17 protein-coding genes are annotated in these 20,872 nt (G+C 67.8%); 4 read left to right on the forward strand and 13 right to left on the reverse strand.

The window, feature by feature from the left end; translation table 11 throughout:
- Window positions 1-8: 8 nt before the first annotated feature.
- Both AC5RWA_RS06865 and AC5RWA_RS06870 read right to left on the reverse strand, forming a co-directional pair.
- Window positions 9-977: an RluA family pseudouridine synthase gene (locus AC5RWA_RS06865; RefSeq protein WP_494057080.1), complete on the reverse strand. Its 969-nt coding sequence runs from the start codon at window positions 975-977 to the stop codon at window positions 9-11.
- Window positions 978-1,171: 194 nt separating this feature from the next.
- Window positions 1,172-1,747: a TetR-like C-terminal domain-containing protein gene (locus AC5RWA_RS06870; protein WP_494057020.1), complete on the reverse strand. Its 576-nt coding sequence runs from the start codon at window positions 1,745-1,747 to the stop codon at window positions 1,172-1,174.
- 76 nt (window positions 1,748-1,823) lie between these two features.
- Between AC5RWA_RS06870 and AC5RWA_RS06875 the strand changes: the two genes are divergently transcribed.
- Window positions 1,824-2,351 (forward strand): DUF4188 domain-containing protein, encoded by a 528-nt coding sequence (locus AC5RWA_RS06875; protein WP_494057021.1) that lies wholly within the window; start codon window positions 1,824-1,826, stop codon window positions 2,349-2,351.
- A gap of 15 nt (window positions 2,352-2,366) precedes the next feature.
- Here the strand turns inward: AC5RWA_RS06875 and yczR are convergent, their stop codons facing one another.
- A complete protein-coding gene (gene yczR / locus AC5RWA_RS06880) occupies window positions 2,367-3,851 on the reverse strand; it encodes a MocR-like transcription factor YczR (protein ID WP_494057022.1) in 1,485 nt (494 codons plus the stop codon).
- A gap of 60 nt (window positions 3,852-3,911) precedes the next feature.
- Here yczR and yczE point away from each other — a divergent pair, with 60 nt between their 5' ends.
- A complete protein-coding gene (yczE, locus tag AC5RWA_RS06885) occupies window positions 3,912-4,532 on the forward strand; it encodes a membrane protein YczE (RefSeq protein WP_494057023.1) in 621 nt (206 codons plus the stop codon).
- 150 nt (window positions 4,533-4,682) lie between these two features.
- Here the strand turns inward: yczE and AC5RWA_RS06890 are convergent, their stop codons facing one another.
- Genes AC5RWA_RS06890 through AC5RWA_RS06900 form a run of 3 tightly spaced genes read right to left on the reverse strand, consistent with a single transcriptional unit; the run spans window position 4,683 to window position 12,152 of the window.
- Window positions 4,683-5,513, reverse strand: a complete 831-nt coding sequence (locus AC5RWA_RS06890; protein WP_494057024.1) for an Fpg/Nei family DNA glycosylase — start codon at window positions 5,511-5,513, stop codon at window positions 4,683-4,685.
- Window positions 5,506-10,545 (reverse strand): ATP-dependent helicase, encoded by a 5,040-nt coding sequence (locus AC5RWA_RS06895; RefSeq protein ID WP_494057025.1) that lies wholly within the window; start codon window positions 10,543-10,545, stop codon window positions 5,506-5,508. The genes AC5RWA_RS06890 and AC5RWA_RS06895 overlap by 8 nt, the downstream gene beginning before the upstream one ends.
- A 56-nt stretch (window positions 10,546-10,601) precedes the next feature.
- A complete protein-coding gene (locus AC5RWA_RS06900) occupies window positions 10,602-12,152 on the reverse strand; it encodes an FAD-dependent oxidoreductase (RefSeq protein ID WP_494057026.1) in 1,551 nt (516 codons plus the stop codon).
- Between the two features lie 195 nt (window positions 12,153-12,347).
- Here AC5RWA_RS06900 and AC5RWA_RS06905 point away from each other — a divergent pair, with 195 nt between their 5' ends.
- A complete protein-coding gene (locus AC5RWA_RS06905) occupies window positions 12,348-12,809 on the forward strand; it encodes a DUF4383 domain-containing protein (protein WP_079598175.1) in 462 nt (153 codons plus the stop codon).
- Window positions 12,810-12,962: 153 nt separating this feature from the next.
- Here AC5RWA_RS06905 and AC5RWA_RS06910 read toward each other — a convergent pair whose 3' ends face one another.
- The 5 genes from AC5RWA_RS06910 to AC5RWA_RS06930 form a co-directional block, all read right to left on the reverse strand.
- Entirely contained in the window at window positions 12,963-13,613 is a 651-nt protein-coding gene (locus tag AC5RWA_RS06910; protein WP_494057027.1) for a DUF4232 domain-containing protein, read from the reverse strand.
- 134 nt (window positions 13,614-13,747) lie between these two features.
- The gene (locus AC5RWA_RS06915) at window positions 13,748-14,497 is read right to left on the reverse strand and encodes a YcnI family copper-binding membrane protein (RefSeq protein ID WP_494057081.1); all 750 of its coding nucleotides are present in this window, start codon (window positions 14,495-14,497) and stop codon (window positions 13,748-13,750) included.
- Between the two features lie 168 nt (window positions 14,498-14,665).
- On the reverse strand, window positions 14,666-15,301 hold the full coding sequence (locus AC5RWA_RS06920; RefSeq protein ID WP_494057028.1) for a hypothetical protein: 636 nt from the start codon (window positions 15,299-15,301) through the stop codon (window positions 14,666-14,668).
- Window positions 15,302-15,417: 116 nt separating this feature from the next.
- Window positions 15,418-16,503 (reverse strand): NAD(P)H-dependent flavin oxidoreductase, encoded by a 1,086-nt coding sequence (locus AC5RWA_RS06925; RefSeq protein WP_494057029.1) that lies wholly within the window; start codon window positions 16,501-16,503, stop codon window positions 15,418-15,420.
- 179 nt (window positions 16,504-16,682) lie between these two features.
- On the reverse strand, window positions 16,683-16,892 hold the full coding sequence (locus AC5RWA_RS06930; protein WP_079598092.1) for a hypothetical protein: 210 nt from the start codon (window positions 16,890-16,892) through the stop codon (window positions 16,683-16,685).
- Window positions 16,893-17,102: 210 nt separating this feature from the next.
- On the opposite strand from AC5RWA_RS06930, the gene AC5RWA_RS06935 reads away from it, so the two are divergent.
- Complete coding sequence (locus AC5RWA_RS06935) at window positions 17,103-17,450, forward strand: hypothetical protein (protein ID WP_115526207.1); 348 nt, start codon at window positions 17,103-17,105, stop codon at window positions 17,448-17,450.
- Between the two features lie 104 nt (window positions 17,451-17,554).
- Here the strand turns inward: AC5RWA_RS06935 and AC5RWA_RS06940 are convergent, their stop codons facing one another.
- Window positions 17,555-19,294 (reverse strand): thiamine pyrophosphate-dependent enzyme, encoded by a 1,740-nt coding sequence (locus tag AC5RWA_RS06940; RefSeq protein ID WP_494057030.1) that lies wholly within the window; start codon window positions 19,292-19,294, stop codon window positions 17,555-17,557.
- 45 nt (window positions 19,295-19,339) lie between these two features.
- Complete coding sequence (locus AC5RWA_RS06945; RefSeq protein ID WP_494057031.1) at window positions 19,340-20,854, reverse strand: amino acid permease; 1,515 nt, start codon at window positions 20,852-20,854, stop codon at window positions 19,340-19,342.
- Between the last annotated feature and the right edge of the window lie 18 nt (window positions 20,855-20,872).

Genomic DNA, 20,872 nt, shown 5'->3' on the forward strand with positions numbered 1-20,872 from the left:
CCCCGTCTTCAGAAACGGGCCCGCGCGGCCTCGCTGAGTTCCAGGCCGCTGCGGTACTCCACCGGCTGCCCGGAGATGGGATCCACGAACCGGATGCCGCGGGCCAGGAGCTGCAGGGGTTTGGCGTGATCGTCCGGTGCTTTGTCCAGCAGCTCAGGGTAGAAGGCGTCATGGAGGATTCCGAGCCCCAAAGACGCCATGTGCACCCGGAGCTGGTGTGTCTTGCCACTGTGCGGCTCAAGGCGGTACCGGGCGAGCCGGCCACCGGCAGCGCTGCCTGAGGCACTCATCGCAGGGCCGCCGTCGAACGTTTCCAGCTGCTCAATCCTGGTTTCGGCGTTCGGCTCGCCGTCAATCACTTCGGCGAGCAGGTAGCTGCGGGACTTGGTCATCCGGTTGCGCACTACCACCGGGAACTCGACGGCGGGATGCGCCGGGGCCGGCTCTGCGGCGGACACGCACTCGTATTCCTTCTGGACCTGCCGCTTTTCGAAGAGCACCTGGTACTTGCCGCGCGTCTGCGGATTGGTGGAGAACAGGAGTACCCCGGCGGTCATGCGGTCCAGCCGGTGCATGGGGATGAGGTCCGGCAGGCCAAGCTGGTTCCGCAGCCGGACCAAGGCGGACTCCTGGATGTACGTGCCGCCCGGAGTGGTGGGCAGGAAGTGGGGCTTGTCCACCACCAGCATGTGCTCGTCCTGGTGGAGGATGGTGATCTCCACGGGAATCCGCTCCTCCGGCGGCAGTGTGCGGTAGTACCAGATGAAGGTGTGGTCCTGGAGGGGCGTGCCGCGGTCCAGTGGAATGCCGCCCTCGCCGACGATCTCGCCGGCGTCGAACCTGTCCTCGATGCCCTGCGGGTCGATGTGCCCCCAGCGGTGCATCATGTAGTCCATCGCGGTGTCCCACGGGCCCTCTCCGGGGAGGCGCAGGCGGGTGGCGTTGACGCCGTCGCGCACGGGAAGGGGGGATTGCATCACCGGCCTATTCTACCGGGGGCGCTGTGGAGCCTTGCCGCGTCGCGGACCTGTGCCGACGGCGACGCGCACTAGAGCTGCCGACCCGCACATTGCCTGGCGCGTGTGACATACGGTCCGCGCCGGCCAAGGTGCGCGTCGGGACGGAGTTGGCGCCGCGGGAACGTGCCCGGACGCCTGTGATGTCAGGGGAGTCAGGCGGCCCAGCCGCGTGCGATGGCGTCCAGCGCGGAGTCGTAGGCCGCGGCCCAGTCGGCGTCAGGCGGACCCACCTGCGCCAGTTCCAGGCTGACCAGGCCGTGGACCTGGCCCCAGATGGCAACCGCCACCATCTCCACCGGGGCCTCTAACAGCCTGCCGGCCTTTTGGGCTGCGGCAACCGCGCTGATCAGGGGCACCATGGCCTCGGCGGCGACCTCCGGGCTGGGCTGGCAGTCGACGTACGCGGCCAGTGCGCCGCCGAACATCAGCCGGTACAGCGCCTGGTGTTCCAGTGCCCAGGTCCGGTAGGCCGCGCCCAGTCCCTGAAGGCCGCCCGGGGCTGCGGCGGCCTGCGACTCATGGAAGGACTGAAATCCGCTGTCAACCACGGCGGTGAGGAGCTGCGATTTCCCGCCGAAGAGCGAGTAGACCGCGGACGTGGAGGTTCCGGCTGCTGCGGCAACATCCCTGAGGGTTACCCGTGCCGGCCCGTGGCGGTCAACAAGGTCTGCCGTGACGGCCAGGAGCTCTTCACGCAGGGAACTGGTGTGCACCACAGGTCTTGCCATGGGTCCCATTGTTTCATAACCTTGTTTCGTAACGTTGTTATGAAACAAGGTTATGACCTTTTATCGAGGAGTTCTCATGGAACAGCAGGTATTTCCGGGCCGCTACACCGCGGATCCCGGGCGGGAGTCCGTAACGGTGTTCCTGATTGGAATGCGGGCCAACCGGTGGTGGAAAGTGGGCAAGGTGGCACAGGTGGCCGCCGCCATGCCGCGGATCCTCCGGCATCTTGCCACCGATCCTGCCTCCGGAATGCTGGGCTTCGAACAGTGGTTCGGGCGCACCACCATGCTGGTGAGCTACTGGGAGAGTCCCGAGCACCTGCGGAAGTTCGCCGCCGACCGGGAGGCGCCCCACCTGGAACCATGGCGGCGTTTCATGAAGGAGCTCTCCGGAACGGGGGACGTCGGCATCTGGCACGAGACATACCAGGTTCCCGCGGCGGGAATCGAGACCGTGTACAGCGGAATGCCGTTGTTCGGGCTGGCGAAAGCCACAGCGCAGATACCCATCGGACGCGGCACCAATACCGCAAAGCAGCGTATGGGACATTCCCGTGCGCGCGGTGACGGTGCGAAAACGGCCGGGGCGGGCCAGGCTTCCTAGGGGAGCGCAAACTCCTCAGGCGATGGCAGCCGCCGGCGCTTTCTTGAGGGTCTGCCGGAGCTGGGGGGCGGCGTCGAGCCTGTCCTGCGCGGCGCGAAGTGCCAGGACCGCAGTCTCGAGCCGGTCGGGCGGCAGCGTGAACGGCACGCGCAGGTTGCGTTCGAAGGCGCCGCCGATTCCGAACCGCGGTCCGGCCGCCAGCCGGATGCCGAAGTCCGGCGCGATGACGGCCAGGGCGGTGCTGGACGGCTCGGGCAGCCGGCACCAGACGGACAGGCCGCCGGCAGGCTGCATCGTTTGCCACTCCGGGAGGTGTTCCCCGAGCAGTTCAAGCAGTGCTTCCCGGTTGTCGCGAAGTGCCCGCAGCCGGGCGGGCAGCGGCTCATCAAGTGCCCGGACCAGATGGGCGGCTGCAAGCTGTTCCATGGCCGGACCGCCCAGGTCAAGCGTGGTGCGGGCCGCTGCGAACCGCTGGATCATGGGTTCGGACGCGCGGATCCAGCCGGTCCGGAGGCCGGCCCAGTGCGATTTGCTGAGCGAGCCGATGGTGACGACGGCGGAACTGAAGCCTGCCACTGGGGTGGTGGTGACGCCGTCGAGGTTCAGTTCACGAAGGGTCTCGTCCACCACCAGGACGGTTCCGGCCGCGGACGCGGCGCGGGCCAGCCTGCGGCGCTGGGAGTCAGGCATGACGAGGCCGGTGGGATTGTGGAAGTCCGGCACAACGTAGGCGACTTTAGGGCGTTGCCGGGAGAGGGTTGATTCCAGGGCCGGCAGGTCCCAGCCGCCTGGCGCGAAGGCCACCGGAACCGGGCGGCACCTGGCTGCCCGGATGGCGTCCAGCGCGTTGGGGTAGCTGGGGTGCTCCACGAGAACCCGGTCCTGCCGGTCCGCCAGGGTGCGGATAATGATGGTCAGCGCATGTTGGGCGCCGGAGGTAACCATGATCTGGCCGGCGTGGGTTGGTACTCCTGCTGCCATGTACCGGTCCGCGATCGCCTGGCGCAGGGGCAGCAGGCCGATGGCGTCGTACCCGAAGCCCGGCAGCAGCGCCGGAAGTTCCGTCAGTGCCGCGGCGAATGCGCGGTGCACCACCTCGCCGCTGGCCGGCAGGGCCGAGTACGCGAGGTCGATCAGGCCGTCCGGAGCAGCGAGCCCGGGAGCGGCCAGGGCCGGGTGGGGGCTGGACTGTGGCGGGCCCACAAGCGCCGGCCCGAACGGGGTGAGTTGGGGGATTCGCGTCCTGCCGCGGCTGCCCTGCCCGCTGCTCAGGAAACCCTGGTCGCGGAGGCTGGCATAAGCGGCGGTCACGGTGGTCCGGCTGACGCCCAGGGCTTCCGAGAGCGCGCGCTCACTGGGCAATGCCGTGTCCAGCGGCAGTCTGCCATCCAGGATGAGGAGGCGCACCACGTCCGCCAAACTGCGGTAGGCAGGAGCTGTCCCGTTGTTCCACGTCCCGAGGAGGCGGGACAGTGATGCTGCGGTAACGGAAGGCGCCATAGGGCCAGTATCTCAAACTGGCTATGCAATTCAATGCCAGTTCCATGGGAAGGTATGTGCATGATGACCCGCAGACTGATCCAGCTCTTCACCGGCCTTGCCATGTACGGCATTTCCCTTGCCATGTTCATCAGGGCCGGCATGGGACTGGATCCGTGGGATGTCTTCCATCAGGGCACGGCCAACCGGACCGGCCTGAGCATCGGCCTGGTGGTGATCATCGTGAGCTTCCTGGTCCTGCTTCTGTGGATCCCGCTGCGGCAACGGCCCGGCTTCGGCACGCTGTGCAACGCCGTCCTGGTAGGTGTGTTCGCGGATATCGGCCTGGCCGTGATCCCCGCCCTGTCCCACCTGGGCGGCCAGATCGGGATGATGGCGGGGGCGGTCCTGCTGAACGGCGTGGCCTCAGCCTGCTACATCGGTGCCCGTTTCGGCCCCGGAGCGCGCGACGGCCTGATGACCGGACTCGCGCGCCGTACCGGATGGTCGGTCCGCCTTTCCCGCACCCTCATCGAGATTACGGTCCTGGCCATCGGCTGGCTGCTGGGAGGTTCGGTGGGTGTGGGAACTGTGGTCTACGCGCTCGCCATCGGACCACTGGTCCAGCTGCTGCTGCCGCTGTTCATGGTTCCCGCCGCCGTGCCGGAGACTGCCGGCGAGGCTCCCGCGCCGGTCCGCTGATGTCCCGTCCGCTGATGTCCCGTCCGCTGAGCGCCGTCCGCTGAGCGCCGGCCACTGAAGGCGGCTCACTGAGCGCCAACCATTGAACGGTGTCCACAGAACGCCCCAGCCCAGGACCCGGCGTCCGCGGACCGGCGTACGAGGACAGGCCTACGCCGGAGCCGGCTGGCACCGGGGGCAGAAGTAGATGTCGCGCTCTTCATCGCCGTTGGGTTTGCCCAGCAGGCCGCGGCGGATGGGCGTCCCGCATTTCAGGCACGGCTGGTGCTCGCGCCGGTAGACCCAGTACCCGGGCCGTCCCGCCATCCTGCCTACTGGCAACCCGCGTGCATTGAGGATGGTGACGCGGCGCCCGGGGCCGAGGTTGACCTCCAGCAACTGTTTGGCGTCCGTCATCATGGTCCGCACATCTTCGACCCCGGAGACAGGAGTGGCGGGATGCACACCGGAGAGGAAGCAGGCCTCGCACCGGTAGATGTTGCCGATTCCGGCAAGGTTCCGCTGGTCCAGGAGGGCCACTCCCACGGGAACGTCCGGCGCGGCGCGGACCCGGCGTTCGGCCTCATCCAGGTCCCAGTCCGGGCCCAGGAGGTCCGGGCCGAGGAACCCCACAACGGAGTCTTCTTTGTCTGTGGCCACAACTTCCAGCAGGCCCAGGGAAAATCCGACGGCGTCCGCCGCTTTGGTGCGCAGGACGCACCGTGCGGTGAAGCCGGGTTTGCGCCACCTGCCGCCGGGTGGATAGACCTGCCAGGTTCCCTCCATCTTCAGGTGCGAATGGATGGTGAGCTTCTTGTCATCAGGGCTTACCACCCGCATCAGGAGGTGTTTTCCGCGGGGCACCACCTCGGCCACGGTCCAACCGGCCAGGTTAAGGGTGGCGAAGCGTGGGACGCGGAAATCGGAGGCCAGCAGGGTCTGCCCGGCCAGGGCCTGGTGCAGCTGGTTGGCGGCACGCCAGACGGAATCACCCTCAGGCACGGATCCGCAATCCCTTCGGCGTGGAGTAGGCCCCGGCGGAGCTGAGGGCGGCCGCCACGGGGGTGTCCAGAATGCCGTGCCCGTTCACTTTCTCCATGATCAGCTTGTCCACCGCGCCCCGCGCCACAACGCCCACCAGCGCCGAGCCCGCGGCGGCCAGGACGCCTTCGTCATCATTGAAAGCCAAAAGCGTCTTCCCGCCGCGTTCCACATAAAGGACCAGCGCCCCGTCCACCAGGACAACAAGGGCCCCGGCCTTGCGTCCAGGGCGGTGCCCGGTTCCGGCCTCGTCCTGCAGGGCTGGCCAGGGCAGGGCAGCGCCGTAGGGATTGGCGGGGTCGGTGGCCGCGAGTGCCAGAGCGACGGGATCGGGCTTGGCGAGCTGGGTGTCCTCCGCGTAGGAGCGGAGCCGGTCCACAGTGGCCGGAACAGCGAACTGGGCAGCCCCGAGGTGTTCGATGAAGTAGCCGCGGCGGCAGCGCCCTGCTTCTTCAAGCCGGGCCAGTACCTTGTACATCAGGCCGAAGCCGCCCAGGATCTGCTCGGCCATGACCGAACCCCGGGTGACCACCCCGTACCGGTCCAGCAGGAGTTCGGCGGTGGCGCGGGCATGGATGGTGGCGTCCAGCTCCGGTTCAGGAAGCGCAGACCAACGGCCAGCGGCCATGGGCGGAGTGGCGGCAGCACCTGAGGTGCCGTAGCGGCCGCCGGCCAGGCCCGGAGAGCCCATGAGCCCGGTGCCGTGTGAACGGCCCAGCCTGCTCAGCCGCGGTGCCCGGGCCCGTGGTGCGCGGGCCACCTGGCGGTGCGCAGTGTGGCCGCCCGCAATGAGGGCCCGGACGGGAGCGAAGGTGTCACCGGTGATGCGCCCTGCCCACGCCAGCTCCCACAGCGCCGTCACCACCTCCTGGTCGCTGAGTACGGTGTCCATGCCGCCGGCGACGTCCGTCAGCTGGCGGAAAAAGTAGCCGCCGCCGTTGTTCCGCAGATGGTCCAGGAGGCGCTGCCCGGCATCACCCGGCTCGTACTCCGGCGCCGGGTTCAGGGTCAGTTCCGCCGAATCCGCCAGGTGCAGGCTGACCCAGCCGTCGTTCCCCGGCAAAGCCCCGGCGCCGGACCACAAAACTTCCCCGGCAGCCATCAGCTCATCCAGCATGGCCGGCTGGTAGTTGGACACCCGGCTGGCCAGGATGAGCGGTTCCCAGGCGGACGCCGGCACCGGTACCCCGGAGAGCTGGTCGATGGCGGTGACGATGCCGTCGAGGCCGCGCAGCGACGGCTGCCCCCGGCCTGTTCCGGGAACCCTGACGTGCTGCCAGGCAGGCAGGAAACGCCCGTAGGCGGCGGCGTCCACCGGCTCAACTTCGGCACGCAGGGCAGCCAGCGAACGGCGCCGGAGCTTGCGCAGCACCTCGGCATCACACCATTCGCTGACAGCAGTGTGGGGAACGGCCTGTGGTGCCGGCGACAGGAGACTTTCTTCCGGCCCCGCTTCGACATCCAGCGCCGTTTCAGGATCTTCCGGGGCCTCCGCTTCAACAGGGTTGGAGGTGTTTTCCGGCTCCGTTGCGTGCGGGCGGAACTCACCCTCCACCACCCGGCCGTCCGCGGCGAGCCGTTTCAGGGCCGTACCCACCACCGCCACGCCGAGTCCCAGCCGCGCTGCCGCCTCACCTGAGGTGAAGGGCCCGTGGGTCCGGGCGTACCGGGAAACGAGGTCTCCCAGTGGATCGGCTACCGGCTCGATAAAGGCCAGCGGCACACCCATGGGCAGCGGGACGCCGAGGGCATCCCGGAGCCGGGCGGCGTCCTCGACGGCAGCGAAGCGCTCCACCCCGCCGATATTGACCTTGATGGCGCGGTTGGCGCGCTGCAGCGCGAGCAGGTGGGCAGTGGCCAGCGCGGCGTCGGCCGGCGCGTCGGCGTCTGCCTCCGCCTGGAGACGTGCTGCAGCCTCCTCCGGCGCCAGCGGACCGAGCAGCCGCAGCAGGTCGGCCACGCCTTCGAGGCCCCGCGCCCGCCGGTCCGGGACCAGCCGCTGCAGCTCACGTTCGGTGGCTTCGATGACCTTGGCGTCCAGGAGTTCGCGCAGTTCAACGCGTCCCAGGAGTTCGTTGAGGAGGGTGGAATCCAGGGCCAGGGCCGCGGCCCGCCGCTCGGCCAGCGGGGAATCGCCCTCATACAGGAACTGGGCCACGTAGCCGAACAGGAGGGACTTGGCGAACGGCGACGGCTGCGACGTGGTGGTCTGCACGATCCGCAGCTCCCGCCGTTCCACAGAGGCTGCGATGTCCTTCAACGCAGGGAGATCGTACACATCCTGCAGGCATTCCCGGACGGTTTCCAGCACGATGGGGAACGTGGGGTACTTCCGGGCCACATCCAGCAACTGCGCCGAGCGCTGCCGCTGCTGCCAGAGGGGCTGCCGCTTCCCCGGGGTCTGGCGGGGGAGCAGCAGGGCCCGGGCGGCGCATTCCCGGAACCGGGAGGCGAAGAGTGCGCTGCCGCCTACCTCCGCGGTGACAATCTGCTCCAGCTCCTCCGGATCAAAGAGGAACAGCTCGGCGCCCGGCGGCTCGTCCTCCATCATGGGAACGCGGAGGACGATGCCGTCGTCGGCCGCCATGGCCGAGCCGTCCAGCCCGTACCGCTGGTGCAGGCGCTGCCCGACGGCGAGGGCCCACGGGGCGTGCACGGGCATGCCGAACGGGCTGTGCAGGATGACGCGCCAGTCGCCCAGCTCGTCGTGGAACCGCTCCACCACCAGCGTGGTGTCGCTGGGGACCACCTCGGTGGCCTGCTTCTGTTCCGTCAGGTACTGGATCAGGTTGTTGGCAGCGAACTCGTCCAGGCCGCTCGCTTTGCAGCGCTCGGTGGCAGGGCCGGTGTCCGACGCGGAGAGTTCGCGGACGAACGCGCCGAGGGCGCGGCCCAGGTCCACGGGCCGGCCCAGAGAATCGCCCTTCCAGAAAGGCAGCTTGCCGGGCTGGCCGAAGGCGGGCGACACCAGCACGCGGTCGTGCGTGATGTCCTCGATTTTCCAGCTGGTGGCGCCCAGGGCAAAGACGTCCCCCACCCGGGATTCGTAGACCATCTCCTCGTCCAGTTCGCCGACGCGCCGGCCTCCCTTAGGGGCAGGGGCCGGCTTGCCGTCGGCGGACGGCGACGCCGAGCCCTCAAGCTCGGTCCCGATGATGTAGACACCGAACAGTCCGCGGTCAGGGATGGTGCCGCCCGACGTGACGGCCAGGCGCTGTGCACCCGGCCGCCCTTCGATGGTGCCGGCATTGCGGTCCCAGACGATCCGGGGGCGGAGCTCGGCGAATTCGTCCGACGGGTAACGGCCCGCCAGCAGATCAAGGGTGGCCTCGAACGCCGAGCGGGGGAGCGACGCGAAGGGGGCCGAGCGGCGCACCGTACTGAACCATTCCTCGACGTCGATGCTGCCCAGTGCGGTGGCGGCGACGGTCTGCTGGGCCAGGATATCCAGCGGGTTCGCGGGGATGCTGAGCCGCTCGATCTTGCCCCCGAGCATTCGTTCCACCGTGATGGCGGTGTGGACCAGGTCCGCGCGGTGCTTGGGGAACAGCACACCCTGGGAAACTTCCCCCACCTGGTGGCCGGCGCGGCCCACCCGCTGCAGGCCGCTGGCCACCGACGGCGGGGATTCCACCTGCACCACCAGGTCCACAGCGCCCATGTCGATGCCGAGTTCCAGCGAGGACGTGGCCACCACACACCGCAGCCGGCCGGATTTGAGGTCATCCTCGATGAGCGCCCGCTGGTCCTTTGACACCGAGCCGTGGTGGGCCCGGGCGAGCACCGGATCCGCTCCCGCCGAGCTTCCCGCCTGCGCCATCATGTGCGCCGGCGTGGCGGTGGAGGCTGGAACACCCGACGGCGGGGCGCCAGGCGTGGAGGCCCCGCCGGCTTCCAGCCCTTCCGCGCCGGGATCGTCCCAGCCGCCGCCTACGGCCACCAGCTGGCGTTCGGCGTAGATCTCGTTCAGGCGGGCAGTCAGCCGTTCGGACAGCCGCCGGGAGTTGGCGAAGACGATGGTGGACTGGTTGGCAAGCACCAGGTCAACGATCTTCTCCTCCACGTGCGGCCAGATGGACGCCTGGGGCTGGAGGCCGGAGGCAGGACCCGAATCGAAGGCCCCGGCCGCGCCCTGGAGGTCGGACATGTCCTCCACAGGGACCGAGACCGTGAGGTCCCAGTTCTTCTGCGCGGGCGGCGCAACGATTTCCACCGGCGCCGTGCCCGCCAGGAACTGGGCCACGAGCTCCCGCGGTTCCACGGTGGCGGAGAGCCCGATCCGCTGGGCGGGTTTGGGCAGCAGGGCATCCAGCCGTTCAAGGGAGACGGCGAGATGCGCGCCGCGCTTGGTTCCCGCCACGGCGTGGACCTCGTCAACGATGATGGTGTCCACCTCGGTGAGGGTCTCGCGGGCCCGGGAGGTCAGCATCAGGAACAGCGACTCGGGCGTCGTGATCAGGATGTCCGGCGGGTTGCTGAGCAGCGCCCGCCGGTCCGACGTGGTGGTGTCCCCGGACCGGACGCCCACGGTGATCAGCGGCGCGGGCAGTCCCAGCCGCTTGGCGGTCTGCGTGATGCCGATGAGCGGGGAGCGGAGGTTCCGTTCCACGTCCACGCCCAGCGCCTTCAGCGGCGAAATGTAGAGGACCCGGGTTTTCCGCTTGGGAGCCCGCGGGCGCCGGCCCTTTGCTGCTCCCTTTGACCCGGCGGCAGAAACCGCGGGACCGGCAGCTTCGGGTTCGGGGCTTGCTGCTGCAGAGGAGAGGAGCCGGTCCAGGGCCCAGAGGAAAGCGGCAAGCGTTTTGCCCGAACCCGTAGGGGCGACCACGAGCGCGTGGGAGCCCGAGGAGATGGCGTTCCATGCCCCTGCCTGCGCGGGGGTGGGTTCGGAAAAGGCGCCCAGGAACCAGTCGCGGGTGGGCCTGCTGAACTGGCCCATGGGCGCGGCCGCACCGGCGTCCGTGCCGCTGCCGGAAGGCTGTTCCTGGTTCATGCCTCCATCATGCCCCAAGGCACCGACAGGGATGCCGGTGCCTCCGGAACGCCCGCTCAAGCCTTTCCGGCCTGGGGGAGGTCCCGGGTGGCCGGGCCCTCCAGGAGCTTGCCCTCACTGCTGAACCGGGAACCGTGCAGGGGGCAGTCCCACGTCAGTTCACTGTCGTTCCAGTGCACGATGCCGCCCAGGTGGGTGCAGACAGCAGACAGCTTGCACGTGGTCCCGTCCACGGTCGAGGCAGCTACGGGCCGCGTTCCCTCCCGGTAAACCTCGCCCTGGCCTTCGGCCGGCACCACCGGCGCCGCCGCCGGGGCAGGTTGCTCCTTGCCCTTCTTCAGCGCCTTGGCGCCTTCGGTTTTCAGCCCTTCCGCGGCCAGCTGCCCCCAGCCGGATGCAAGCTTGGCGGCAACTCCGGCGTTGAGTGCTACCGCGGAGAGTGCACCGGAGGGGGACGTGACCCGGTGATGGATGGTATCCGCCCACGGCACCTGGCCGCCCAGGATATCCGCTGAAATTCCCACCGCTGCCGCAACAGCGTTGGTCATGCCCCATTTGTTGTAGCCCGTGCCGAAATAGACGTGCCCTTTACCCCGGGGGAGCTTGCCGAAGAACGGCATCAGGTTGGTGGCCATGTAATCCTGGGCGGACCACGTATGCGTGGTGACCGCACCCGGGTAGTGCTGCCGGGACCAGTCGAGCAGCCCGTCAAGATGGGCTTTTTCCGATTGTGCACGTCCCACGTGGTGTCCGTGGCCGCCCACCAGCAGGAGCCTGCGGCCGTTGTGCTCGAAGTCCCGGAGCGAGTGGGTGGGCTGCTCCACCGAGATGTACATGCCCGGAGGCGGCTCCTGCCCTTCCTGCAGCTGAAGTGCTGCGGCATAGGAACGGCTCGGCTTCAGCTTGGCGAAGTACAGGCCCCGGTCGAGGACGGGGATGCCGGTGGCGAGCACAACCCGGTCCGCCCGCACGCTGCCGCGGTCCGTCTTCACGGCTGAGGGAATGTCGCCGGTGACGTCCCGCAGGCGCACCCCGCTGACGATGGTGCCGCCGCGGCTCCGGATGTCCGCCATCAGTGTGTCCAGGACCTGCATCGGGTTGATCTGGGCCTGGTCGGGGAGCCGGACGGCGCCGTGCACGGCAAAGGGAAGGCCGGCGTCGCGCACGTACTCCATGTCCAGTCCGGCGGTGGTGCCGGCACTGACCTCCTCCCGCAGTTTCTCGGTGCCCTGCGGGGTGGCGGCGTAGGTGTAGGCGTCCCGGCGCTGGTAGGGCACCTGGTGTTCGTCCAGGTAGCGCAGCAGCCACGCCTGGCCTTCACGGTTCGCATCAACATACGCCTGGACCTGTTTGGCGGAGTACTGGCGGGCGAGCTGGGACAGGAAGGTGCCTTGCAGCAGGGTCACTTTGGCGGTGGTATTCCCGGTGGTCACAGCTCCGGGGAACCGTGCCTCGATCACCAGTACCTTCTGTCCGGAGCGCGCCAACAGCAAGGCGGTGACCAGGCCGGTTAGCCCGGCCCCTGCCACCACCGTGTCGTACTTGCTGTCGGGCTCAAACGGATCAGAAGTGAACGTTTCGCTGCGGTCCAACCAAATCGACGTCATGAGCTCAACCTGCCTCCGGTAATAAATCCGCTGGTGGGGGGCCAGTTTGTAATGGGTCTGTTATATACCCTGACCTATCCGTGGCGCACTTGATAAGTATACTTACCTTGTCGGGGTTTAAGTCTATGGTCAGGCACAGCCCGGCAGCCATGATGTGAACGTTTTCGACAAATAGCAGGAGAAACCATGACAAGCATGAGTTCCGACGGTCGAACCGTAGGCCGGACAAACATTCAAAAAGCAGCCCTCGCCGTAGGAGCGGTCTTCCTCCTGGTAGGCATCCTGGGATTCATCCCCGGGATCACCACCAACTACGAGACCATGAGCTTCGCGGGGCATGGATCCGGGGCCCTGCTGCTGGGCATCTTCCAGGTGTCCGTGCTGCACAACATCGTCCACCTGCTCTTCGGCGCAGCCGGTATCGCCATGGCCCGCAGTGCTGCCCAGTCCAGGAACTACCTGGTCATTGGCGGTGCCATCTACCTGGTGCTGTGGCTTTACGGCCTGCTGATCGGCCTGGACACCCCGGCCAACTTCGTCCCTGTCAACATGGCGGACAACTGGCTGCACTTCATCCTGGGTGTCGGCATGCTGGGCCTGGGCCTCGCCCTGTCCCGGGGCACGGCACGTGCCGGCCGCACCACCACGGCGCACTAGAAAAGCGCCGCACCAGGAATCATCCAACGAGGAATCAAGAACCAGGACCATCGGACCAGGCAGCCAGCCTGGTGGGCGGACATAGCACTGCAGGCGGCCCGGCTACACGCCGGACCGCCTGCAGTCGTTTGCGGGTATGGACAGGAAATGGCGCTAGGCCGGCTGGAACGCGCCTATGCTCAGCAGCGTGATGCCGGCGTTGCTGCATGCCTTGGTGGGCTGCGGCAGGAACAGGGACGCGGTGTCCTCCGGCGGGTAGATCCGGTAGCCCGCGGCGTCCACCATGGCGCAGTCAGTGTAGTTTCCGGCCTGGGTATAGCGCAGCACCGCGGAACCCGTCTGGCCCGGGGCCAGGAGGACGTCCACAACAGGGGCAGATTCGTCGCGGGTGGCGGGCGCGCCGATGGGAGCGCCGGCGTTGTCCGCGGCCAGGGATACACCGGGGAAGCCCTTGAGGATGCAGGATTCAGGGCCGGTGTTGGTCAGGTTGAGCTTCATGTAGACGCTGCCGGCAGCGCCCCCGCCTGATGCATCGGTGGCGGCGGACAGTGCCGCCGCCTTGCACAGGCCCGGTGACGCCGGGGTGGAGGTTGCCGGTGCAGCGCCCGACGGCGCGGACGACGGCGCTGCGGACGACGGCGGCGACACGGACGGTGCCTCCGGGCTGGCTGAGCCGGTGCCCGGCGCCGTCGTAGTGGTTTGCGCCTGCGGCGTGCTGCTGGGCCCGCACGCTGTAAGCATCAGGGCGGCAGCTGCTGCCGCCGTCGACACGGCTATCCCCTGGAAAATTCTCTGAGACCTCATGGCACCACCTTCGCGGCAGCCGCTGGCCGCGTCAACGATGCGGTGTGCCTGGCGGGCATTTGATGCCCGGATCGTGATGATCCGGGCATCAAACGGGCCATTAGTGTGGCGCCGGTTTGCGCGGCGCGGGCGGTTTACTTTCCGGCGGCGCCGGCCGTTGCCTTGTTACGGGCACCGCTGCGCAGCAGGGCTGCCCCGCCCAGGGCCAGGCCGCCGATGCCGGCGGCGAGTCCTGCCCAGCTGCGGGCCCCGGCTCCGCTGTCCGTGACGGCCGCGGCCTGCTCGGTGGAGTGGGATGCCGGGCTGGCGGAGGCCTCGCCATGGCCGGCAGCGTTAGCCGCCTCCGTGATGGTGATGGTCGGGGCGGGGGCCTTGAGGGAGTGCGGGTCCGCGCCGTCCTTCGCGATCTCCGACCAGTCCGTCTGGCCCACTTCGCAGGTCTGGAGGGTGGGGAAGTGCAGGGTTGTCCCGGCTGAGTCGGGGAGTTTGACGGACAGGACCAGGGCGTCCCGGAGTTCGTGGGGGAGGGGCGCCTTGGCGGTGTAGATGATCTGGCTGGTCCGCTTGGTGACGGAGGTGCCGTCCGCGAGCTTTTGAGGCTCGGGAAGCTGCTCCGTCACTTTTTCGACGGTCCAGTTGGGGTTGACCGTGGGCTGGGCGTCATAGAGTTCCGATGGCAGGGTGATGGCCACCTTGGTGGTGCCGGACTCCTCGCAGCCGTGCGGAATCGCGAAGGTCAACAGGGCGTAGGAGTTGGCTGAGGTCTTGTCCGGTGTGACGCCGACGTGTGCCGCGGCCCCGCCCGCTGCTGCCAGCAGCAGGGCTGCGGCGCCGCCGGTTGCAGCGGCAGCGGCCAGGGAACGGTGCATCAAGGAACGGCCCATCAAGGAACGGTGCATCAGGAAGCGGTGATTCAGGAAACGGTGGTTCAGGGAACGGCGAATCTGGGTACGGCGAAGGGATCGGATGTTCATGGGGTTGCCTTTCGGATGCATGCCCGGAACCGGGCGTGCAGGAAATGGGGGCCGCGGCCGGCAGGCGTCCGGGTGCGGTTAGGACGGGAGAACGACGGCGGAAGGCGGGCCGCGCCGGTTGTCCTGCCGGAGATTGCGCCAGGGACGCCGGGGCGCGGCGTCGGGCGGGAAAGTTTCGGCAACGGGGCCATCAGCGCTGGGCATTACGGCCTGGGGGAGGGCGGCCAGCGGACGAAGCCAGGCGGCAAGTGCCCAGAGGGCCGCCTCACCCCTGGCCAGCAGGAGCGCACAGCCGAGTGTTGCCACTGCGTGGGCCGCCAGCATCAGCGGCGCCGAGCCGGGGTCTGCAGGGCTCAGGTGCGCGGCCAGGGCCGCCAGTTCCGCTGAGGCTGCGTGGCTCCCGGCATGCTGGTGGCCGTCCATTCGGAACCCCGGTGCTGCCGCCGACCCCGGGCGGCCGAACGCGGTGAACAGCTCGTGCAGCACAAGCTGGCCGGCACCGAGGAGCGCTGCCATCGCAGGGAAGGCGAGCCGCAGCCGTGTGGCTGCGGTGCTGACGAGGGCGGTCAGTGCCAGGACTGCCAAGCAGGATCCCGGGGGCGGGCAGCCGGGCGCCGCCGGCAAGGTGGCCCCCGCCGCAAGAGTGAGGATGCCGGTTGCCAGCGCGGAGGAACGGAAGACGTGGAAGGGAGTCCGCGGGCGGTGCGTTGGCACGGCTACTCCTCTCCGGGCAGATGCGGAACTGCCGGGGGCAGAACTGCGGTCCAGGCCATGTTTTCGGTCCACCAGATACTATCGAAATTCGCCGTACAAACCGGCCGGGATGGGGTCTACGTGGATAACTGGCCGGGGACGCCGGCCAGCAGTTCGGCCAGGACGTCCGCGGCAGTGTCATGCCGGATCAGGCGTGCGGACTGGCCAGCCCAGAGGGACATCAGCTCAGTTTTTCCCTGCGCAGCGGCCTCGGGCCGGAAGCGGCCCGTGAGCCAGTTTTGGACCGGGAACGGTGCGACGGATGGGCAGTCGGCCAGTTCTGTGATGACGCGGTTGGGGATGCCGCGGGCCAGCCTGCCGCTCATTGCACGGGTAAGTACAGTGTGGCCGGCGGCGGGGCTGCGGAGTACTGCGCGGTAAGCGGGCACGGCGGCCGATTCGCGAGTTGCCAGGAACGCCGTGCCCACCTGTACGGCGTCGGCGCCGAGTGCACGGGCGGCGGCATATCCGCGCCGGTCGGCGATTCCACCAGCCGCAACAACCGGAATTGCCACGGCATCCGCCACCTGGGGGATGAGGGCGAAGGTTCCCACCAGCGATTCTTCGGCAGGCTTCAGGAAGGAAACGCGATGGCCTCCGGACTCCATCCCGCTGGCGACGACGGCGTCCACGCCGCCTTCCTCAAGGGCAACTGCCTCATCAACGGTGGTGGCGGTGCCGAGGACCTTGATGCCGCACCGGTGTGCTTCTTCCACAACCTCGGGAGCGGGGACACCGAACACAAAACTGACGACGGCGGGCCGGGCTTCCAGCGTGGCCTCCACCTGCTCCCCGTAGTCGGCAAGGTACCGGGCCGGCATCTGCGGCAGCGGAATGCCGAGCTCCTCGAAGTAAGGTTTGAGGCCATCGACGTAGCGGTCGAAGTCAGCCTGTGGCACGGACGTGGCCTCACTGCCGGTGGGCACCCATAGATTGAGCGCGAAGGGTTTGGCCGTGGCAGCGCGCAGGTCCGCCGCGGTCCGCTGGATCGCCTCGCCGTCGTAACCGTACAGGCCGTAAGAACCCAGCCCCCCGCCGTCGCTCACTGCTGCGGTGAGCTGGACGGAGGAAGCACCGCCAAAGGGGCCCAGGATCACTGGAACGTCTATACCCAGGAGATCGGTGAACCGTGTGGTGCCGGCGGGGCTGCTGTGCGGGGCCATGGGGGTCTCCTGACGGTTGGCTGCTGGGCTGGTGCCAGTCTTGCAGGACCGGCCGCGGCACCCAAGTCAGCCAGGACCCGCGTCATTCGGCATCCACATCAGTCAGTGCCCCCGCCAATCAGAGCCTCAGTCCGTCTCCGGGCCCCGGCAGTAGTGGCAGTCCTCCGGGCAGCTCTCCGTCACGCCGGTGCCGCTGCCAGGTGGTAGCCGTCGGCGATGTGGAACAGCCGGCGTCCTCCGCCAAGGGCAACAACCCACACCACGTCGCCGTCTTCCGTGCGGGCATCCACCAGCCCGGCGAAGACGGGGGCATCATTCCGTCGAAGTTCGACGTTGTCGCCAATTTCGACATCGTCCCAGCGGGCAGGGCTTGTGACGCGGTTCGCCATTGAAGTCACGGTTTTTTCCTTCGGTTTACGGCAGCGGCCTTACCACCGCTTCCTGCCATCAAACAGGTGCCGGGCCCGCTGCTTCAATGGAGGACTGACCACGGCCTCCGCTGCCTGTTTGTGCAGCCCTCCAGCACGCATCCGGGCCAGCCAAAAGGAGCTGGGCGCTAGACTGCCTGCGTAAGTGCCAGGCGATTGAAGGAGAAGTTCATGGACTACACCGGAAGCCAGTCAGAGAAGGCCGTTCCCGCAGGTGAACTGGACCGTTCCCATATTGGCCACACCGTCAGCTTTCAGCCGAACGAGTTCACGGTTGTCTTCGGCAGGATCGCCGGGATCGCCCGGACCGAGGCAATGGTCTACCTGTCGCTGGACGGGGTGGCGGGCGGCACGCACCTGAAGGATGAGTACGATCTTCCCCTCACGCACGACGTCTACCTGCAGGTGGACGTCATGACAAACGCCGAATCCACCATCAAGGACCTGTTTGGCAAGGTCCAGGAAAACCTCCGCGGGGCAGGCCACAAGGGCGGCGACGACAGGACGGACCGGCTTTAGCCGGCGGCTGGCAGGGCAGCGGACGACGCCGGGACCTCCCGGCGTCGTCCGCTTTCCCTGTGGCACTCGTTCAGCGTGCGGTTTCCTCAGTACGCCTTGACTGGCTAGTACGCCTTGACCCGCTGCGCCACCACCAGGTGGATGAGCGCGAACACGCCGTCCCTGTCGATGGCTGCCAGCGCCGCGTCCAGTGCTGCTGGAACATCCTCGTCCCCGGTAACCGTGATGCCGAAACCGCCGAAGGCCCGGGCCATGAGGCCAAAGTCGGGGTTCTTCAGCTGGGTGCCGGACACCCGTTCCGGGTAGTGCCGCTCCTGGTGGGTGCGGATGGTGCCGTATTCCTGGTTGTCCATCACGATCACCAGCGGAGTGGCGCCGTACTGCGCCGCCGTGGCCAGCTCCTGACCGTTCATCAGGAACTCGCCGTCCCCGGCGATGGTGACCACCCGCCGTCGTGGTTCAGCCAGGGATGCCGCGATGGCCGACGGGACGGAGTAGCCCATGGAGCCGTTGCGGGCGCTGATCATGGACGCGTAGCGGCGGGTGGGGAAGTACCGGTGGGCCCAGTTGGTGTGCTCGCCCGCCCCGAACGTCACCATCGCATCCTTGGGCAGCCGCGGCACCAGGTTTGCCATCAGTGTGTCCATCCGTGCCTGGCCCGGTGCAGGCGCCGCCGGGGGAAGCGCGGTGAACTGCTCCTGCTCGGCGCGCATCCGGCGGGTCCAGGCCTTCCACTCCTCCTTCACCGGGAGGCTGATGTCCGCCAGTTCACGCACAAACGCTTCCGGCTTGGCCAGGATCTGCCGCGACACTGGACCGGACCGGCCACGAAGGGACGGGTCGACGGTGACCAGGAAGTTTTTCTTGTTCCAGTCCTGCCGGCAGACAAAACCGTCCGTGATAACGTCGCCCGGCACCGTGCCCACGAACACGAGCAGGTCCGTTTCCTCCAGCAGGTCATAGGTGGGGCGCGGGCGGCCATAGCCAATCGGGCCCACATAGGAGGGGGAATCGAATGACACTGTTCCCTGGGTGCGCCATTCCGCCGCTGCGGGGATGTGGTGCCGCTCCAGCCATGAAGTGAGCTCGTCGGCAGCTTCCTGCGTCCAGTCGTTGCCGCCCGTGACGAAGAGCGGTTTTTTCGAGTCCGCCAGTGCAGCTTCCAGCGCCGCGGCGTCCGTCCTGCTCATTCCGCCTGCGGCAACCGGGATGGCGGGGTGCAGGGCAGGGTCAATCTGTTGCCGGATGATGTCCTCGGGCAGGCCAACCACCACCGGACCGGGCCGGCCGCTCATGGCAGCGAACATCGCTTCGGCCACGATTTCGGAGGCCCGCTCGGCATGGTCCAGGACCATCACGCGCTTGGCGCCGGTATCGAACCAGGCCTTGATGTCGAACTCCTGGAATGCCTCGCGGTCGCGGTGCGCGAAGGGGATGAGGCCTACGAAGAGCAGCATGGGCGTGGAGTCCTGCCACGCCGTGTGCAGCCCTACATGGGCGTTCGCCGCGCCCGGTCCGCGGGTCACCATGGCGACGCCGGGGCGCTGGTTCATCTTGCCGTCGGCCTCGGCCATGTAGGCCGCACCGCCCTCGTGCCGGCACACGACGGTCTCGATATCCGAGTGGTGCAGGCCGTCCAGGACGTCCAGGAAGCTTTCGCCCGGAACCACGTATGTGCGCTCCACGCCGTGGGCCGCGAGCGAATCGACGATGACGTGGCCGGCGGATTTGAGTGTTGCCGTGGGGACGTCGGGCCGCGCCTGCAGCGCGCCGTCCTGATGGAGGACGACGGCGGCGGGCGGGGTGGGGGAGGTGGTCACGGTGGACTGGGGCTCAGGTGTCATGGTCTTTCTTTTGTTGAGGGCGGGCTGGAGACGAATGCGGTTGATTCAGGAAATGGGCGTGCGGTTGGCGATGACGGGTGCGGTGCCGGTGAAGCCTTCGCGGGTTTCGGCGATGTCGCGGATGCGTTTGCGGCAGGCGTACCAGCCGAAGACCATGAGGATGGAGGCGATGGCGGTGACGAGCATGGTCAGGGGCGATTCGATGAAGACCATGATCAGGACCCCTAGGAGGAAGAGGAGGGAGAGGTAGCCGGTGTAGGGGGCGCCGAACATGCGGAATGTGGGGCGTTTGAGCCAGCCTTTGTTTGACCAGCGGTGGAGTTGGATCTGGCACAGGACGATGGTGGCCCAGGTCATGATGATGCCGACGGAGGCGACGTTGAGAACGATTTCGAACGCGTCGGCCGGGACGAGGTAGTTCAGCGGGACACCGAGGAGGGAGACGCCGGCGGTGATGGCGATGCCGCCGTAGGGGACGCCTGCTTTGTTCATCCGGGACGCGAACTTGGGGGCGGAGCCGTTGACGGACATGGAGCGCAGGATCCGGCCGGTGGAGTAGAGCCCGGCGTTGAGGGAGGACAGGGCGGCGGTGAGGACGACGAGGTTCATGATGACGTCCACGCCCTGGATGCCGATGGAGCCGAAGAAGGTCACGAAGGGGCTGACGCCTTTTTCGTAGGAGGTGTAGGGCAGCAGCAGGGCCAGGAGGATGACGGAGCCGACGTAGAACACCGCGATGCGGAAGACCACGGAGTTGATGGCCTTGGGCATGATTTTTTCGGGGTTTTCGGTTTCGCCGGCGGCGGTGCCGACCAGTTCGATGGAGGCGTAGGCGAACAGGACGCCCTGCATGAGGATGATCATGGGCAGCAGGCCGTTGGGGAAGATCCCGCCGTTGTCGGAGATGAGGCTGAAGCCGACCTGTTGGCCGTCCACGGGGGTGCCGAAGATGACGAAGTAGGTGCCGACGATGAGGAAGATGACCAGGGCTGCGACCTTGATCAGGGCGAACCAGAATTCCATTTCGCCAAAGACCTTGACCGAGACCAGGTTCAGGGCCAGGACCACGACCAGGGCGATCAGGGCCCAAGCCCATTGCGGGACTGCTGCCATCCAGTGGATGTAGTTGCCGAAGAAGTTCATGTACAGGGCCGCGGCGGTGATGTCCACGATGGTGGTGGTGGCCCAGTTGATCCAGTAGAACCAGCCGGAGACGAACGCGGCTTTTTCGCCGAAGAATTCCCGGGCGTAGGAGACGAACGAGCCCGAGGAGGGCCGGTGCAGGACCAGTTCGCCCAGGGCCCGCAGGATCAGGAAAGCGAAGAACCCGCAGACCGCGTACGCGATGACCAGCGACGGGCCCGCGGCGTTCAGCCGCCCGCCGGCGCCCAGGAACAGGCCGGTACCGATCGCACCGCCGATCGCGATCATCTGGATCTGCCGCGGTTTGAGGTTCTTGTGGTAACCCTTGTCCTCGGCATGCAACGCCGACTCGGAAGCATGGGCGTGGCCGCCGTCAAGCTGGGAAATCTCAACCTCGTCATTGGGGTTGTTGGGCATGGGTGATCCTTTCGATAC

It is taken from the genome of Arthrobacter sp. 210 2 (genome assembly GCF_059093025.1).

Excerpts from the sequence above, each read along its gene's own strand:
- AC5RWA_RS06870 (WP_494057020.1), bottom strand. The coding sequence starts at position 1,747 with ATGGCAAGACCTGTGGTGCACACCAGTTCCCTGCGTGAAGAGCTCCTG.
- AC5RWA_RS06900 (WP_494057026.1), bottom strand. The coding sequence starts at position 12,152 with ATGACGTCGATTTGGTTGGACCGCAGCGAAACGTTCACTTCTGATCCG.
- AC5RWA_RS06935 (WP_115526207.1), top strand. The coding sequence starts at position 17,103 with ATGGACTACACCGGAAGCCAGTCAGAGAAGGCCGTTCCCGCAGGTGAA.
- AC5RWA_RS06905 (WP_079598175.1), top strand. The coding sequence starts at position 12,348 with ATGAGTTCCGACGGTCGAACCGTAGGCCGGACAAACATTCAAAAAGCA.
- AC5RWA_RS06915 (WP_494057081.1), bottom strand. The coding sequence starts at position 14,497 with ATGGGCCGTTCCTTGATGCACCGTTCCCTGGCCGCTGCCGCTGCAACC.
- AC5RWA_RS06895 (WP_494057025.1), bottom strand. The coding sequence starts at position 10,545 with ATGAACCAGGAACAGCCTTCCGGCAGCGGCACGGACGCCGGTGCGGCC.
- AC5RWA_RS06945 (WP_494057031.1), bottom strand. The coding sequence starts at position 20,854 with ATGCCCAACAACCCCAATGACGAGGTTGAGATTTCCCAGCTTGACGGC.
- AC5RWA_RS06875 (WP_494057021.1), top strand. The coding sequence starts at position 1,824 with ATGGAACAGCAGGTATTTCCGGGCCGCTACACCGCGGATCCCGGGCGG.
- AC5RWA_RS06940 (WP_494057030.1), bottom strand. The coding sequence starts at position 19,294 with ATGACACCTGAGCCCCAGTCCACCGTGACCACCTCCCCCACCCCGCCC.
- AC5RWA_RS06865 (WP_494057080.1), bottom strand. The coding sequence starts at position 977 with ATGCAATCCCCCCTTCCCGTGCGCGACGGCGTCAACGCCACCCGCCTG.
- yczR (WP_494057022.1), bottom strand. The coding sequence starts at position 3,851 with ATGGCGCCTTCCGTTACCGCAGCATCACTGTCCCGCCTCCTCGGGACG.
- AC5RWA_RS06925 (WP_494057029.1), bottom strand. The coding sequence starts at position 16,503 with ATGGCCCCGCACAGCAGCCCCGCCGGCACCACACGGTTCACCGATCTC.
- AC5RWA_RS06910 (WP_494057027.1), bottom strand. The coding sequence starts at position 13,613 with ATGAGGTCTCAGAGAATTTTCCAGGGGATAGCCGTGTCGACGGCGGCA.
- AC5RWA_RS06930 (WP_079598092.1), bottom strand. The coding sequence starts at position 16,892 with ATGGCGAACCGCGTCACAAGCCCTGCCCGCTGGGACGATGTCGAAATT.
- yczE (WP_494057023.1), top strand. The coding sequence starts at position 3,912 with ATGATGACCCGCAGACTGATCCAGCTCTTCACCGGCCTTGCCATGTAC.